Here is a 14,980-nt window from a genome sequence, read left to right on the forward strand (position 1 = left end):
GAGGGAGGCACCCCAAGCGAGTCGCACAGACGCGTCGCCGGTGCAAGAACAAGCTCCGGCCTGCACTCCGGCGCTGCCTCCTCCGGAACCCGCGTGCCCCTCTCCCGACCCTCGCTGACGCGGGGCCCACCCTCCCCCGCAGAGGGGGGCGGGAGACGCGCTTGGGTCCGGCCGTTGCTTCCATCCGGCAACGATGTGTGACCATCGTAGCCCGCATGGGAGAGGGGACCCGCGCCTTCTGCGCCCACGGCATGATCACGGCTACGCTCGAAACCTGTGTAGCCCGTAGGCAGAGGGGGAAGGGGAAAGCGTTGTGATTCAAACGCTTGGCGGAAAACTCCGTATGTGAAATCCGCCTCGATCCCGCGTCAGCCCTTGCTCAGCCGCTTCGCGTTGGCCTGGACCTCCCGCAATCGTTGAAGCGAGCCCATCGCTTTCTGCCCCTACGGCATCCTGACTAAATGGCTCCACCTTGACAGGAATGTCATTTCACCTTCCGTTCGATCCAGTCCGACCTATGGAGATCGCGATGGTGTCCCTCGCGGTAACAGTGAAAGGGCAAGTCACGCTCAAACGTGACTTGCTGCAACATCTCGGCGTCAAGCCCGGCGAGCGGATCGACTTCGAGAAATTGCCCGCCGGTGAGTTGCGGGTGCGGGCGGCACGGCCGACCGGCAGCATCGACGACTTCCTGCATGCCCTCGACGGAAAGGTGACGCTGGATCAACCGCTAATGATCGAGGCGATGAACGCCATCACCGAAGCGGGGTGGGCCGGCGTGTCGGACGACGCATGAACATGCCGTCGACACCAACGTGTTGGTGCGCGCGATTCTAGCGGACGATCCCGCGCAGGGCCGCTCAGCCCGAAAGCTTCTCACAGATGCGACCACGATCGCGGTCCCGCTGCCGTGCCTGTGCGAACTGGTCTGGATCCTCCGGCGCGGGGCCAAGCTCGCGACAGCGGATATCGCAGGCGCGATCCGCGCCTTGGTTAATACCGGGAACGTCGCCATGAATCGGCCCGCCGTGGAAGCCGGGCTCAGGCTGCTCGAGGCCGACGGCGTCATTGCCTATGAAGGCCGATGGCTTGGCGGCGAGACCTTCATGTCCTTCGATCGGAAGGCCGTGGCGCTGCTGTCCCAGCAAGGGGAGGCCGCGCAGCTCCTATCCTGAACGCGGCCCCGGTCGGGATACCTCAGCCCTTGCTCAGCCGCTTGGCGTTGGCCTGGACCTTCCGGCGGTAGCTGCGGATCACCTTGCTGTTCGAGGCGCCGGAGGCGACCATCAGGGCCGCCTCGCTCGCCGCCATGATCTTCTCCGTGACCATGCGCTGCGCCTCGAGCTGCGCGGCCGGGCCGCCCACCGCGAACATCGCCATGCGCTGGGCGATCACTCCCTGCGCTTCCAGCCCCAGCATCGCCATGTCGAGGCTCGTCTTCCACCAACCGAACAGCATCGTGGTCCTCGTCTCGCGAGCCTCAGCCCGACAGGTATGTGCCGGCGTCTAGATAAAGATGATGCCCAACCCAAGGCGTCGCGCGGGGCACAACGGCCCAGCCTGCCCTTGGCTCCCGGTCCCCCGACCACGGTTGCGTGAAGCATCCCACAGCCCGCGATCCCGGCTCCGTCTTTGCGCCGTCTCGATCCATGCCGTAAGCGGCCTGAAGAAAGCCTTCCCCCGGACACGGCAACCGCCCTTCATGATACGCCTGGACAAAATCACCAAGCAGAACGGGCGGCAGCTCGTCTTCATCGAGGCCTCGGCCGCCCTGCAGCGGGGCGAGAAGATCGGGCTCGTGGGTCCCAACGGGGCCGGCAAGACCACCCTGTTCCGGATGATCATCGGCCAGGAGCAGCCCGACGAGGGCCAGGTCTCCGCCGACCGGGGCATCACCATCGGGTATTTCAGCCAGGATGTCGGCGAGATGGCCGGCCGCAGTGTCGTCACCGAGGTGATGGACGGGGCCGGGCCGGTGAGCGCGGTGGCGGCGGAACTCGCCGAACTCGGCGCGGCGCTGGCCGACCCGGACCGCGCCGACGAGATGGACGCCCTGGTGGAGCGCTACGGCGAGGTCCAGGCCCGGTTCGAGGAGCTCGACGGCTACGCCCTGGAAGGCCGCGCCCGGGAGGTGCTCGACGGCCTCAGCTTCAGCCAGGAGATGATGGACGGGGATGTCGGCGCCCTCTCGGGGGGCTGGAAGATGCGCGTGGCGCTGGCCCGCATCCTGCTGATGCGCCCGGACGTGATGCTGCTCGACGAGCCGTCGAACCACCTCGACCTGGAGAGCCTGATCTGGCTCGAATCGTTCCTGAAGGCCTATGACGGCGCCCTGCTGATGACCTCGCACGACCGCGAGTTCATGAACCGCATCGTCACCAAAGTGATCGAGATCGACGGCGGCGCGCTCACCACCTTCTCGGGCGATTATGCTTTCTACGAGGAGCAGCGGAAGCTGAACGAGGCGCAGCAGCAGGCGCAGTTCGAGCGCCAGCAGGCGATGCTCGCCAAGGAGATCGCCTTCATCGAGCGGTTCAAGGCCCGGGCCTCCCACGCCGCCCAGGTCCAGAGCCGGGTGAAGAAGCTCGACAAGATCGAGCGCGTCGAGCCGCCCCGGCGCCGGCAATCCGTGGCCTTCGAGTTCCAGCCGGCGCCGCGCTCGGGCGACGACGTCGTGATGCTCAAGGGCGTGCACAAGCGCTACGGCAGCCGCACGATTTACGAGGGGCTCGACTTCTCGGTGCGGCGCCGGGAGCGCTGGTGCGTGATGGGGATCAACGGCGCCGGCAAGTCGACGCTCCTGAAGCTCGTCACCGGCACCACCGAGCCGGATGATGGCTCGGTCACGGTCGGCGGCAGCGTCAAGCTCGGCTACTTCGCCCAGCACGCCATGGACCTGCTCGACGGCGACCGCACCGTGTTCCAGACCCTGGAGGACGCGTTCCCGCAGGCGGGCCAGGGCTCGCTCCGGGCGCTCGCCGGCTGCTTCGGCTTCTCGGGCGACGATGTCGAGAAGCGCTGCCGGGTGCTATCCGGGGGCGAGAAGGCCCGGCTGGTCATGGCCCTGATGCTCTACGACCCGCCGAATTTTCTGGTGCTCGACGAGCCGACCAACCACCTCGACATGGGCACCAAGGAGATGCTGATCGCGGCACTCGGCGCCTACGAGGGCACGATGCTGTTCGTCTCCCACGATCGTCACTTCCTCGGGGCCCTGTCGAACCGGGTGCTGGAGGTGACCCCCGAGGGCATCCACCAGTATGGCGGCGGCTACACCGAATACGTCGCCCGCACCGGCCAGGAGGCGCCGGGCCTGCGCAGCTGACAGGCCCGGGGCGCGACCTTCGGGCCTGCTCCCGACCTGGATGTCCGGCGCTATGCTCGGCCCAACCCTGGGGGCCGAGACAGCGTGCGACGCGTCCTGAAATTCCTGCACACGATGGGATCCGCCGGCCTCTTGGGCGCGATGGCGGCCCTGGTGGTCATGGTGAGCTTGGCCCCGGCGCCGGCCGCCCTGCCCGGCTACGCCGCGATCCGGGGCGCCATGGGTGCCGTCGCCACCTGGATCTTCCTGCCGTCCTTGGCCGTGACCCTGATGTCCGGCCTGCTGGCGATGGCGCTCAACCGCGCCTACCTCAATGCCGGCTGGGCCTGGATCAAGCTCGCCACCGGTGTCCTGATGTTCGAGGGCGGCCTAGTCTACATCCAGGGCCCGATGAAGCGTGAGGCCGAGCAGAGCGCCCGGGCGCTGGCCGGTCTGCTCGATCCCGCGGCCTTGGCCCGCTCGCTCGAGGGCGAGCGCGGCACGCTGTGGGTGCTGCTGGCGGTGGCGACCGCCAACGTCGCCCTGGGGATCTGGCGCCCGCGGATCCTGCGGATCCCGCACTAGGTCGACCGCTTGCGGTTCGAGACCACAGAGCTCCAAACCTCTCCCTCATCCTGAGGTGGCGTAGCGAAGCGAAGCCCTCGAAGGAGCCCTCCAGCCGGCGGCGCGATCCCTGGAGCCCTCCTTCGAGGCCGCTGACGCGGCACCTCAGGATGAGGGAGTGGGTGGGAGAGACCCGGGAATCCGTTTCCAAATCATCACAAACGCCGGCCGCGTTCTAATTGATGCGCCGACTAATAAAACTACTTTCCGATACAGAATCCCGAGAACAGCCGGTCCAAAACATCCTCGACGCCGACATGGCCGCCGACCTCGCCGAGGGACCGGACAGCCAGGCGTAGATCCTCTGCGGCGAGTTCGGGAAGTGCGCCCTCCCCTGCGAGCAGCCGGTCGAGATGCGCGACGCAGGCCTCCAGCGCCGCACGGTGGCGCGCTCGGGTGACCAATGCATCGCCGGCGCCAAGGCCGACCTCAGCCTCAGCCTGGATCGCATCCAGCAGCGCTTCCAGGCCCGCTCCGGTCCGGGCCGAGACGGCAAGCACACCGGGCAGCATGTCTTGTGATGAGCCGGCGAACAAATCGGCCTTGGTGTGCACCGTCAGCGTCCGAACCCCCGCCTCGCCGAGGTCGGGCATCGCGCCGCCCGGGGGGACGAGGGCCAGTACCAGATCCGCGGCGCCGATGCGGGCGCGGCTGCGGAGGATGCCTTCGGCCTCCACCGGCTCGGCGGTGTCACGCAGGCCGGCGGTGTCCACTAAAAATACCGGCAGGCCGCCGAGATCGAGGCGGACCTCGATGGCGTCCCGGGTGGTGCCCGGCACGTCCGACACGATCGCCACGTCCCGGCGGCTGAGGGCGTTCAGCAGGGTCGATTTCCCGGCATTGGGCGCGCCCGCCAGCACGACGAAAAAGCCGTCGCGCAGGCGCTCGCCCCGCCGGCCGTCGTGGAGCGCGGTGGCGATGTCTTCGCGCAGGGCGGCGGCGCGGCCGAACAGGGCGGCGTCGAGACCGGATTCGTCGACATCGCCCTCGTCCGAAAAATCGAGGGCGGCTTCCGCGGCGGCGAGGCAATCGATCGCCTCGGCTCGCCACGCCGCGACCTGGCGGCTCAACGCGCCATCGAGCTGACGCAGGGCCTGACGGCGCTGTCCCTCGGTCTCGGCATCGATCAGGTCGGCCACCGCCTCGGCCTCGGCGAGGTCCATCCGGCCGTTCAGCACCGCCCGGCGGGTGAAGGCACCCGGGCCGGCGGCGCGGCAGCCCGGCATCCGGGCCAGGGCCGTGAGCACCCCCATCCGCACCGCCGCACCGCCATGGAGGTGCAGCTCGGCCATGTCCTCGCCGCTATAGGTGTCTGGGCCGGGAAACCATGCGACCAGCGCCCGGTCGAGTTCCATGCCGTCGGCGGGGTCCCGCAAGGTCCGAAGGGACATCCGGCGGGGTGGAGGCAGGGGGCCGCCGAGGGCGACGAGCACCTGCCCGGCGGCCGGTCCGCTCACCCGGATCACCGAGACGGCGGCCCGGCCGAAGCCGCTGGCGGGGGCGAAGAGGGTTTCGGTCTCGGTCATGGTGATGTCGCCGGCGGGGATCGGCATCCGCGTGGAGTCTCGAAGGCGCGTTTCACGTGAAACACGCGCGTCCGCTCCTTAGCATCTGAGCGCCATCGCTCCACCGCCGCCATCGAATGGCCAAGCTAGGCCATCACATCGGCCGGCGATGCTGTCGAAAGACCGAGTCGCGCCATGACATCCTGGACCCGCCGCACCGCCTGCTTGAGCGCCCTCGCCGCGCCGCTGATCCTGCGCAGCGGGCTCGCCCGCGCCGAGGAGTCTGAGCCCAACCTGGCCGCGATCGAGCGTCGGCTCGGCGGGCGGCTTGGGGTCTCGGCGGGCACGCAGGCGGGCGTTGTTCTGAGCCATCGGGCGGATGAGCTGTTCCCGATGTGCAGCACCTTCAAGGTCCTGGCCGCCGCCGCCGTGCTGGCCCGGGTCGATGCGGGGAGCGAATCCCTGGACCGGGCCATCGCGTTTGGACCCGACGATCTTCTCAGCTACGCACCGATCACCCGAAAAACGCTGGAAGCCGGCGGCGGCACCGGGCGGATGACGGTTTCGGATCTCTGCGCCGCCGCGCTCGAATGGAGCGACAACAGCGCAGCCAACCTGTTGCTCACGGCCTTGGGCGGTCCCGAGGCACTGACCCTTTGGCTCCGCAGCGTCGGCGATCCCGTCACCCGCCTCGACCGCAACGAGCCGACCCTGAACACCGCGCTGCCCGGCGACCCGCGCGACACCACCAGCCCGGCGGCGATGCGCGACACCCTCGGGCGCGTGCTGGTTGGCCCCGTCCTGTTGGCGGCCTCGCGCGCGCGGCTGGAGTCCTGGATGGTCGCGTCCCGGACCGGGCTGAAGCGCATCCGGGCCGGATTGCCGCCGGACTGGACCGCAGGCGACAAGACCGGCACCGGCGACAACGGCACGTTCAACGACGTGGCGATCCTGCGGCCGCTGGGCCATGCGCCGGTCTTCGCCTGCGTGTACATCACCGGAGCCCAGGTCCCGGCGGAGGCGGTGGAGGCGGCCTATGCGGAGATCGGCCGGCTCGTCGCCGCGCGGGCGGGGGGAGCCTGAACCGAGACGGCCATGGCCAAGACGCCCGCAAAGACCACCCGCGCGACCCAGGCCCTCGACAAGGTCGGCCTGCGCTACAGCCTCCACGCCTATGAGTACGACCCGGAGGCGCCGCGCATCGGCCTCCAGGCCGCGGAGGCGCTCGGCGTCGCGCCCAGCCGGGTGCTCAAGACCCTGATGGCGGCGGTGGACGGCAAGACCGTCTGCCTGCTGGTCGCCTCCGACAAGGAGGTTGCGATGAAGCGGGTCGCCGCGGCGTTTTCCGGCAAGGCGGCGGCGATGCTCAAGCCCGCCGACGCCGAGCGCCTGACCGGCTACCATGTCGGCGGCATCAGCCCGCTCGGGCAGAAGCGGGTGTTTCCGACCGCGATCGATGCCGGCTCGCTGTGGGACCCGGCGGCCGAGATCCACATCAACGGCGGCGGGCGTGGCCTGCAGATCCGCCTGACCGAGGGCGATCTCGTAGCCGCCCTCGCGGCCCTGGTGGTGCCGCTGACCTGAACCGCGGCGCGGGCGTAAGCTGCCGTTTACCCTGTTCCCGCACCCTGCCGCCGGAACGGGGATGGGTCGGGCATGCGGGTGACGGGGCGATACGCGATCGGGACGGCGCTCGGCCTGGCTCTGCTGATCACCGGGCACCACGCCCCCGCGGCGGATCTTGACGTGCGCGGCGGCTACGAGACGGTGACCCGCAGCGGCCCGCGTTTCTTCCCGCGCAACGACGGGATCGACCGGCCACCGGTCTACAGCCTTCGCACGCGGGCGGTTCCGGTGGGCTGCACGCCCCGCCGGGTGCCGGTGCCGACCAACGCGCCGGACGATCCGAGCTATGTCGGCTCCGAATACGGCCTGTCGCATCCGAGCTATTACGGCTTCACGCCGCCGCTCGGCGTCGACGATCCGTTCGGCCGGTCGCTGCTGCCGTACTGCCCCTGATCCCGCGCAGGCGGGTTCCACTCCGGCGGATCATGCTCTAGATCGGCGCCCCGCCGCGGAGCCCGACCCGTGCCCGAATCGACCCCCCAGCGTTTCAGCGATCTCGCCGCCCTGCGCCGGAGCGTGGCCGCCTGGCGCGGCGCGGGTGCGCGCGTCGTCCTGGTGCCGACCATGGGGGCCCTGCACGAGGGCCATCTCGCCCTGGTGTCCGAGGCGAGGCGGATCGGCCGGCGGGTCGTCGCCAGCATCTTCGTGAACCCGACCCAGTTCGGCCCGAACGAGGATTTTTCGCGCTACCCGCGCGACCTCGAGGCCGACCTCGCTCTGCTCGGCCGCGCCGGTGCCGACGCCGCCTGGACGCCCGCGGTGGAGACCATGTACCCGCCGGGCTTCGCCACCCGGATCGATGTCGCCGGGTTGACCGAGGGGCTGTGCGGCCCGTTCCGGCCCGGGCATTTCTCGGGGGTCGCCACGGTGGTGACCAAGCTCCTGAACCAGGTCGGGCCGGATGTCGCCCTGTTCGGCGAGAAGGATTTCCAGCAGCTCCGGGTGATCCAGCAGGCGGTGGCCGATCTCGACCTGCCGGTGGAGATCCGGGGCGTGCCGACCGTGCGGGAAGGGGACGGCCTCGCCCTGTCGTCGCGCAACCGCTACCTCTCGCCCGAGGAGCGCGCGGTGGCCCCGCGGCTCCACGCGGTACTGGCCGAGATCGCCGCGGCGGCTCGCAGCGGCAGCCCGGTCGCGGGCCCGGTCGCCGAGGGACGCGCGGCCCTGGAGGCGGCGGGCTTCCAGGTGCAGTACCTCGCGGTCTGTGACGCCCGGACCCTGAGCCCCGTTGAGCGGGTGGACGCACCCGCCCGGGCTCTCGTGGCCGCGTTCCTCGGCCGAACCCGGCTGATCGACAACGTGGCGGTCTAGCGTTCGTCCGGCGCCCACAAGCGCATCGACGGGAAACCCAAGGTTTCAAAAGGTCCGTGACCTTTTGCGGGTGCAGGGCAGAGCCCTGCAAACTCTCACCCCTTAAAACCCCCAGTTGCGTCAGCAGCGGGATCGCGCTCATCTTGGCCGATCACGTGGCTCCGGTCATCGTGACTGTATTCCCGCCACGCCGAGACCCGACGATGCCGACCCCTTCGCCTGATGCCAGCGACATCGACCGGATCCGCGCCCGTCTGGCCGCCAGCCCGCGACCGGCCGATCTCGCGGCCCGCCGCGCCCGCGTGGATGCGCTCGGGGCAAACTATCCGCTGCCGGACGATGTCCATGTCCAGCCGGCCAAGGCCCGGGACGTGCCTGCGGAATGGACCGCGACGCCGGAGGCCGACCGGGACCGGGTGATCCTGTTCCTGCATGGCGGCGGCTACGTCTCGGGGTCGCTGGCGAGCCACCGCCACATGGTGGCCCAGGCCGGCCGGGAGGCGGGGACGCGCACCCTCGCCCTCGCCTACCGGCTCGCGCCCGAGCACCCGTACCCGTCGGCGATCGGCGACGCGCTGGCCGGCTACCGGTTCCTGCTCGAAGCCGGGTTCGCGCCCGAGCGCATCGCCCTGGCCGGCGAGAGCGCGGGGGGCGGCCTCGCCGTGGCGACCGCCCTGTCGCTGCGGGCGCGGGGGATGCCGCTGCCCGGCTGCCTGTGGCTCAGCTCGCCCTGGACCGATCTCGCGCTCACCGGCGGGAGCCTGGACACCAAGGCCGCCGTCGATCCGCTGATCAGCCGGGCCTACCTGACTGAGCTCGCCACCGCCTATCTCAACGGCGCCGATCCGCGCGACCCGCTGGTCTCCCCGATCCAGGCTGACCTCGCCGGCCTGCCGCCGACGCTCATCCAGGTCGGCTCCGCGGAAACCCTCCTCGACGACGCCCTGCGGCTCGCCGGGGTGGCCGCGGCGGCGGATGTGGCGGTCGCGCTGGAGGTCTGGCCGCACATGATCCACGCCTGGCACCTGTTCTACCCGGAGGTCGCGGCCGGCCGGCGCTCCCTGGCGAGCGCGGGCCGGTTCATCCGGGCGCGGCTGGACGGGGCGTCCGGCGCATGACGGCCGGGCCGGCGGGCCCGCGTCTCATCGTCCTGTCGTGCTGCGTCGGCATGCTAGCGATCGGGATCAACGGCACGGCGATCATGACCGCGCTGCCGACCATGCGGCGCGACCTCGCGCTGGATGCCGGCCACTTGGCTTGGGCGGTGAATGCCTATCTCGCGGCGGCCGCCGCCTGCGTGATGCTGGGGGGCGCCGTGACCGACCGGATCGGTGCCGCCCGGGCCTCCGTGGCCGGCCTGCTGCTGTTCGCCCTGGCCTCCGCCGTGATCGCCCTGGCGCGGGATGCGGACATGCTGCTCGCCGGCCGCGCGCTCCAGGGCCTCGGCGCGGCCCTGTCGATCCCCAGCACCCTGGCGGCGATCAGCACCGCGAGCCCGCCCGAACGCCGCGCGGCGGCGATCGGCGCCTGGGGCGGGGCCTTGATGCTCGGCTTCAGCATCGGGCCGCTGATCGGGGGTATTCTGACCCACCTCACCGGCTGGCGCGTGATCTTCTGGGCGGATGGGGCCGCCATCCTGCTGGCCGCGTGCGGCCTGTGGTTCGCGGGCCCGCGCCGACCCGCGCTGCCGGCAACCGGGCGGCACCGCTTCGACGGGGTCGGCTTCGTGTCCCTGGCGGTCGCGATGGTCGCCACGATCTTCGCCCTGGAGGGGCTCGCCCATGTCGGCCGGGCGCCCCTCCGGCTGGCCGTGCCGCTCGGTCTCGCGCTCCTGGCCTTCGCGCTGTTCGTGCGCCAGGAGCGGCGCCGGCCCGACCCCCTGGTCGATTTCGGCCTGTTCGCGACGCGGGGCTTCAGGCCGGCCCTGGTCATCGCCACCACGGCGATGGTCTTCATCCTGCCGCTGCTGCTGTTCTTCAACCTCGAAGCCCAGAAACCGGACGGCCTCGGCCTCAGCGCGATCGCCGCCGGGGCCTTGCTGCTGCCGATGAGCGCCGGCCTGCTCGCCTTCGCGCTGCTCGCCCCCCGGCTCGCGGTGCGGTTCGGGGTGCGGCGGCCCATCGGGGCGGCGCTGGTGCTGGTCGCCGCGGCGGCCCCGGGTGTGGCGTGGGCCTTCGAAGCCCGCGCGCTCCCGCTCCTCGGGTTCGGGCTGTTCTGGCTCGGGGCGGGCCTGGCCGTACCCTACGCGATCGCGCCGCGCCTGGCGCTCGCCGAGATTCCCGGGCCGCAGGCGGGCCAGGGCTCCGGCATCGTCAACAGCTGCACGCTGCTGGGCGGCAGCATCGGCGTCACCCTCGGCACCGTGGCGTTCGGCGAAGACGGCTTTTCCCGGGTGATGGCTTTGCTGGCCGGCGCTGCCCTGATCGGGCTGTTGGCCGCCGCCCGATTGCCGCTTGCGCGGCCGGCCGGGACCGGGAGGCCCTGACGGGATACGAAATCCGCCCTGCGGTCCTCTGCCCATCGCCAAGCCGTGGCCGCCGGGCCACGCCCTCGGCGATTCGGGCGTTCGCTGCCGGACGTGATTGGCACCGGTCCCCCGACCTGCTCTGTGGCCGGGTGATGGGAATGCGCCGTGCCCCTGCCCTGCTGGCCCTGTCGCTGGCCGCCGCGTCGCCCGCCGGCGCGGCCCAGGACGCGATCGAGGACGCGATCGAGGGTATGGCCGGCCCCTCCGGCGAGCGCCTGCGCTACGACGCGAAGGGCCTGACGCTGACCTTTCCCGAGCCCGAGGTGAAGCTCCAGATCGGCGGCCGCCTGCATCTCGATGCCGGCGCGGCGAGCTTCAGCCGGCCGGGCCTCGCCGCGACCTTCCCCGACAGCGTCGCGGTGCGCCGCTCGTGGATCGAGCCGACCCTCACCATCGGCAAGGACTGGGTGGTCGCCTTCCAGTACGATTTCAGCGATCCGATGCTGCCGATCAACGACGCCTTCGTCGCCTGGAAGGGGCTGCCGGACACGATCCTGACGGTCGGCAACATGAAGGTGCCGTTCAGCCTCGAATGGCTGCAGAGCAACAACGACACCCTGTTCGCCGAGCGCTCCCTGGCCAACGCCTTCGTGCCGGATCGCCGCTTCGGCTTCGCGATCGGGCATCACGGGCAGGCCTGGACCGCCGTGGCGAGCGTGTTCGGTGATGCCGCCAGCAACGGCATCACCGGCGACGGAGTGGCTGCCGCGGGCCGGGCCACGGTGGCGCCGATCCTGGAGGAGCGCGAGACCCTGCATCTCGGGCTGGCCGGCATCTACCAGAGCCGCGCCCGGGGCGACGGGCCTTTCAGCTTCTCGACCCCGCCGGAGGCGTTCCTGTTCACGCGTCCGTTCGTCGATACCGGCGACCTGCCGGACGTGGCGCGGGTGTCCCGGATCGGCGCCGAGTTCGCCTATCGCAACGGCCCGTTCCTGGTGCAGGCCGAGGTTATCCGCGCCGCGATCGACCGGTTCGGCGGCCCGGGCGAGACCGTCCCCACCCTCGCCTTCCAGGGCGGCTATGTCGAGGCCGGCTGGGTGCTAAACGGGGCGGGCCGCGCCTACGCGCTGGCCCCGCAGGGCGGCACCACCTACGCCACCTTCAAGGGCGTCCAGCCCCGGGACGACCAAAGGATCTCCCGGGGCGGGATCGGCGTGTTCGAGCTGTCCGCCCGCTACAGCGCCATCACCCTGAACGCCCGAGGGTTTCGCGGCGGCGCCGAGCAGGACGTGAGCCTGGGCCTGAGCTGGTACCCCGAGCCGAACCTGCGCCTGATTGCCAACGTCATCCACGGCCGCGTGCAGCCGGGCACGGCCCAGTCCGACGCGCTCGGCACCGCGCCGTTCTCGGTGGACACCGTCCTGGGACGGCTCCAGATCTACTGGTGAGACCCGCGGCTCGGACCGCTCGTCAGACGGCTCTGCGCAGGACCGAGCGGAACGGCCGCCGCTCGGGCTCCGGCTCGGCCGGCGGCGATGGCGCGGGCGCCTCGGGCGGCGGCGCGGCCAAAACTTCGGCCCGCACCGGTCGCGGCGCCGCGAAGGCCGCGCCCTGGGCGTAGGGCACGTCGAGGTCGATCAGGTCCGGCACGTCCGCCTCGTCGGTGACGCCGGTGGCGACCAAGCGGATGCCGGCCCGGGCCAGGGCGGGCGCCAGATCCTCGATGGCGATGTCCGACAGCCTGCGCCGATCCGAGCCCGGCCGCAGCAGCATCTCGGCCGGCACCTTGACCTGGCCGACCCCGAGCCCGGCGAGCTGGGCCACGTCGAAGCGCAAATCGTCCGCCCGGTCGAGGCTGAACCCGATCCGGCCGCGCAGGGGCAGGAGCAGGCCCCGCTGGCCGCCGTCGAGGCCGTGCCAGCTCGCCTGGGGCAGGGCGATCGCCAGCCCGGCCAGGGCGGGATCCTCGGCCACGTTGCGCGCCAGCTCCCGGAGGAGGCCGGGCTCGAACAGGGAGAGCGGCGACAGACCGTAGGTCAGCATGGTCTCGCTGCCCCGGCGGGCGAGGTGGCGCACCACGATGGCGGCCCGCTGCAGCATGCGCCGGTCGAGCTCGGTGGTGCGGCCGTAGCGCTCCAGAGCCGGCAGGAACGCCTCGGGCTCGATGAGCCGGCCCTCGACCCGCAGGCGGGCCAGCGCCTCGTAGGCCGTGACCTTGCGCTGGGGCAGGGTCACCACCGGCTGCAGGTGGATCTCCAGCGCGTCCGCCTCGAAGGCCCGGACGATCTCGGCCTCGCTCTCGGCCCAGGGCGCGGGCGCACGGGGGACGGGGCGCGGCGGGATCGGTCGCGGTGCGGGCACCGGCTCGGGCGGGGCGTCCTGGGCGATCGGGCGCGGCTCGATCGGCGCCCGCGAAGGGGCTGCATTCTGCGGGCTCGGGGATGCCGGGCGCTCGGGTTCCGGAGGCGCCTGGGTGCGCGCCGGCTCCGCATGAGCCTGGGGGGTGGCGACGGTGGGGAGGGGCTCCGGACGCGGCTCCGGCCGAGCTTTCAAGCTGGCGATCTCGGAATCCTGGGTTCCGACCACATGGGTCAGGTCGCGTACGATGCCGCTGAGCAGCCCGAGCTCGACGGTCAATTCCTCGACCTCGGCCCGGAGCGCGGCGTCGCCCCCCTCCGGCCGCGGCGGCGCGGCCGCGGTCTCGGCCTTCAGCAGGCGCCGGGACAGCAGGTCGACCTCGCCGGACAGCTTGTCGCAGCGCGCCTTCAGGGTGGCGGCACGCGTCTGGGCGAGGCCGGCCGCGACGGCGGCGAGCGCGCCGAGCGCCAGGGCGCTCGTGGCCGGCGCGAACACCGCGAGCGGCCCGAGCACGACGAGCGCCAGAAGCCCGGCTGCCAACAACCCCGCGTACCGGCGGAGGACCGGGATCATCGTGACAACACCTAACAGGGGCCTGCACCGGCCGCCGGGAGAAGTCCCGGGCGCTGATTCGGCGGGCGAAGACCGATGCGACGATCTTTGTCGCCGCGCGGCCCGCCCGGCAAGGCGAGGGCATGCGAATTCCGCCCGGTGTGATGCCGGCGCCCGCGGAAACGTTGCGGAATCGTCACGGCCGGGCGGTTTGCACGCGATCGCACGAGGGTTGCGCCGGGCGCTTATGTGGATGGGAAGAAAAGGCGCCATAAAGCGTGGCTATGACGATCGTGCCTCCAAGTGTTCCGAAGTGCGTCCCGATGTTCCGTTCCCTCCGTCGTGTCGGCTCGTCCGTCGGCGCCCTCGTTCTCGCCCTCGGCGCTGGGCCGACCTTGGCCGCGGATCTCGGAGCGGCGCCGTCGCGCCCGATGCCGGTCTTCACCCAGGTCGATCCGGGCGCCGTCGATCCGAGCACCTGGATCGTCACCGTCAGCGCCTCGCTCCAGGCGATCCCGCGCTATCCCGGCGCGTCGGACTACACCGCGGTCGGCTATCCCGGGATCGACATCCGCAAGGCCGGCGAGCCGCGCCGCTTCTCGACGCCGGATGACGGCTTCAGCGTCTCGCTCTACGACGATCCCGTGTTCCGGATCGGCCCGACCGCCCGCATCGTGCCGGGCCGCTATTACGGCGACGACCGGCGCCACCTGTTCGGCTTCCGGGACGCCCGCATCGCCCTTGAGCCGGGGGTGTTCGCCGAGTTCTACCCCTCGCCCTCCATCCGCACCCGCGTCGAAATCCGCCAGGGCGTGTACGGCCATCACGGCACGGTCGGCTCGATCGCGGCCGACTATCTGATGCCGGTGGGCCAGTTCCTGTTCTCGCTCGGCCCGCGCCTGAACGTCGGCGATGCCAGCTACGCCCGGAAATACTTCGGCGTGTCGCCGGCCGAGGCGGCGCTCAACGGCCGCGTGACCCCGTACAATCCCGACAGCTTCTACGCGGCGGGCGTGCTCGGCGCCGTGACCTACACCCAGGACGAGACCTGGGCCTATACGGGCTATGCCGGCTACACCCGGATCCTGGGCGCGTCGGGCGACAGCCCGCTGGTGCGGCGCCCGTTCGGCAACCCCGATCAGTTCCAGTTCGGCCTGAAGATCGACTACGCGTTCCGCATGCCGGCGCAGTTCTGACGCGTCTTGCGCCGGCACCGCCCGGCCCCGACATTCC

Annotated in this window: 15 protein-coding genes; 12 read left to right on the forward strand and 3 right to left on the reverse strand. The window is 71.4% G+C overall.

Translation table 11 applies throughout. The features are described 5' to 3' along the window. Positions 1-529: 529 nt before the first annotated feature. Entirely contained in the window at positions 530-796 is a 267-nt protein-coding gene (locus tag MKL20_RS14195; RefSeq protein ID WP_244037211.1) for an AbrB/MazE/SpoVT family DNA-binding domain-containing protein, read from the forward strand. A 19-nt stretch (positions 797-815) separates the two neighbouring features. Beyond that, on the forward strand, positions 816-1,175 hold the full coding sequence (locus tag MKL20_RS14200) for a type II toxin-antitoxin system VapC family toxin (protein WP_409568151.1): 360 nt from the start codon (positions 816-818) through the stop codon (positions 1,173-1,175). A 22-nt stretch (positions 1,176-1,197) separates the two neighbouring features. Here MKL20_RS14200 and MKL20_RS14205 read toward each other — a convergent pair whose 3' ends face one another. Continuing rightward, the gene (locus MKL20_RS14205) at positions 1,198-1,458 is read right to left on the reverse strand and encodes a hypothetical protein (RefSeq protein ID WP_243969231.1); all 261 of its coding nucleotides are present in this window, start codon (positions 1,456-1,458) and stop codon (positions 1,198-1,200) included. A gap of 244 nt (positions 1,459-1,702) precedes the next feature. On the opposite strand from MKL20_RS14205, the gene MKL20_RS14210 reads away from it, so the two are divergent. Together MKL20_RS14210 and MKL20_RS14215 are read left to right on the forward strand one after the other, a co-directional pair. Next, complete coding sequence (locus tag MKL20_RS14210) at positions 1,703-3,325, forward strand: ABC-F family ATP-binding cassette domain-containing protein (protein WP_243969229.1); 1,623 nt, start codon at positions 1,703-1,705, stop codon at positions 3,323-3,325. An 84-nt stretch (positions 3,326-3,409) separates the two neighbouring features. After that, positions 3,410-3,889 (forward strand): hypothetical protein, encoded by a 480-nt coding sequence (locus MKL20_RS14215; RefSeq protein WP_244037213.1) that lies wholly within the window; start codon positions 3,410-3,412, stop codon positions 3,887-3,889. Between the two features lie 239 nt (positions 3,890-4,128). Here the strand turns inward: MKL20_RS14215 and mnmE are convergent, their stop codons facing one another. Beyond that, on the reverse strand, positions 4,129-5,454 hold the full coding sequence (mnmE, locus tag MKL20_RS14220) for a tRNA uridine-5-carboxymethylaminomethyl(34) synthesis GTPase MnmE (RefSeq protein WP_244037267.1): 1,326 nt from the start codon (positions 5,452-5,454) through the stop codon (positions 4,129-4,131). A 174-nt stretch (positions 5,455-5,628) separates the two neighbouring features. Here mnmE and bla point away from each other — a divergent pair, with 174 nt between their 5' ends. From bla to MKL20_RS14255, 7 genes are all read left to right on the forward strand, one after another. Next, positions 5,629-6,516 (forward strand): class A beta-lactamase, encoded by an 888-nt coding sequence (gene bla / locus MKL20_RS14225; protein WP_244037214.1) that lies wholly within the window; start codon positions 5,629-5,631, stop codon positions 6,514-6,516. A 12-nt stretch (positions 6,517-6,528) separates the two neighbouring features. Beyond that, positions 6,529-7,017, forward strand: coding sequence for a YbaK/EbsC family protein (locus MKL20_RS14230; RefSeq protein ID WP_244037215.1), 489 nt, complete (start codon positions 6,529-6,531; stop codon positions 7,015-7,017). Positions 7,018-7,089: 72 nt separating this feature from the next. Further along, complete coding sequence (locus tag MKL20_RS14235) at positions 7,090-7,452, forward strand: hypothetical protein (RefSeq protein WP_243969221.1); 363 nt, start codon at positions 7,090-7,092, stop codon at positions 7,450-7,452. A gap of 69 nt (positions 7,453-7,521) precedes the next feature. Beyond that, a complete protein-coding gene (gene panC, locus MKL20_RS14240) occupies positions 7,522-8,370 on the forward strand; it encodes a pantoate--beta-alanine ligase (protein ID WP_244037216.1) in 849 nt (282 codons plus the stop codon). Between the two features lie 203 nt (positions 8,371-8,573). Beyond that, complete coding sequence (locus MKL20_RS14245) at positions 8,574-9,488, forward strand: alpha/beta hydrolase (RefSeq protein WP_244037217.1); 915 nt, start codon at positions 8,574-8,576, stop codon at positions 9,486-9,488. Next, positions 9,485-10,855, forward strand: a complete 1,371-nt coding sequence (locus MKL20_RS14250; RefSeq protein ID WP_244037218.1) for an MFS transporter — start codon at positions 9,485-9,487, stop codon at positions 10,853-10,855. Before MKL20_RS14245 ends, MKL20_RS14250 begins: the two co-directional genes overlap by 4 nt. Positions 10,856-10,995: 140 nt before the next feature. Next, complete coding sequence (locus MKL20_RS14255; protein ID WP_244037219.1) at positions 10,996-12,285, forward strand: OprO/OprP family phosphate-selective porin; 1,290 nt, start codon at positions 10,996-10,998, stop codon at positions 12,283-12,285. 22 nt (positions 12,286-12,307) lie between these two features. Here the strand turns inward: MKL20_RS14255 and MKL20_RS14260 are convergent, their stop codons facing one another. Next, positions 12,308-13,768, reverse strand: coding sequence for an EAL domain-containing protein (locus MKL20_RS14260; RefSeq protein ID WP_244037220.1), 1,461 nt, complete (start codon positions 13,766-13,768; stop codon positions 12,308-12,310). Positions 13,769-14,070: 302 nt separating this feature from the next. Between MKL20_RS14260 and MKL20_RS14265 the strand changes: the two genes are divergently transcribed. Further along, complete coding sequence (locus MKL20_RS14265) at positions 14,071-14,943, forward strand: MipA/OmpV family protein (protein ID WP_244037221.1); 873 nt, start codon at positions 14,071-14,073, stop codon at positions 14,941-14,943. Positions 14,944-14,980: the final 37 nt, after the last annotated feature.

This window comes from Methylobacterium sp. E-066 (assembly GCF_022829635.1).
Classification (GTDB): domain Bacteria; phylum Pseudomonadota; class Alphaproteobacteria; order Rhizobiales; family Beijerinckiaceae; genus Methylobacterium.

Excerpts from the sequence above, each read along its gene's own strand:
- MKL20_RS14205 (WP_243969231.1), bottom strand. The coding sequence starts at position 1,458 with ATGCTGTTCGGTTGGTGGAAGACGAGCCTCGACATGGCGATGCTGGGG.
- MKL20_RS14230 (WP_244037215.1), top strand. The coding sequence starts at position 6,529 with ATGGCCAAGACGCCCGCAAAGACCACCCGCGCGACCCAGGCCCTCGAC.
- MKL20_RS14235 (WP_243969221.1), top strand. The coding sequence starts at position 7,090 with ATGCGGGTGACGGGGCGATACGCGATCGGGACGGCGCTCGGCCTGGCT.
- MKL20_RS14260 (WP_244037220.1), bottom strand. The coding sequence starts at position 13,768 with ATGATCCCGGTCCTCCGCCGGTACGCGGGGTTGTTGGCAGCCGGGCTT.
- MKL20_RS14255 (WP_244037219.1), top strand. The coding sequence starts at position 10,996 with ATGCGCCGTGCCCCTGCCCTGCTGGCCCTGTCGCTGGCCGCCGCGTCG.
- MKL20_RS14265 (WP_244037221.1), top strand. The coding sequence starts at position 14,071 with ATGTTCCGTTCCCTCCGTCGTGTCGGCTCGTCCGTCGGCGCCCTCGTT.
- MKL20_RS14250 (WP_244037218.1), top strand. The coding sequence starts at position 9,485 with ATGACGGCCGGGCCGGCGGGCCCGCGTCTCATCGTCCTGTCGTGCTGC.
- mnmE (WP_244037267.1), bottom strand. The coding sequence starts at position 5,454 with ATGACCGAGACCGAAACCCTCTTCGCCCCCGCCAGCGGCTTCGGCCGG.
- bla (WP_244037214.1), top strand. The coding sequence starts at position 5,629 with ATGACATCCTGGACCCGCCGCACCGCCTGCTTGAGCGCCCTCGCCGCG.
- MKL20_RS14245 (WP_244037217.1), top strand. The coding sequence starts at position 8,574 with ATGCCGACCCCTTCGCCTGATGCCAGCGACATCGACCGGATCCGCGCC.
- MKL20_RS14195 (WP_244037211.1), top strand. The coding sequence starts at position 530 with ATGGTGTCCCTCGCGGTAACAGTGAAAGGGCAAGTCACGCTCAAACGT.
- MKL20_RS14210 (WP_243969229.1), top strand. The coding sequence starts at position 1,703 with ATGATACGCCTGGACAAAATCACCAAGCAGAACGGGCGGCAGCTCGTC.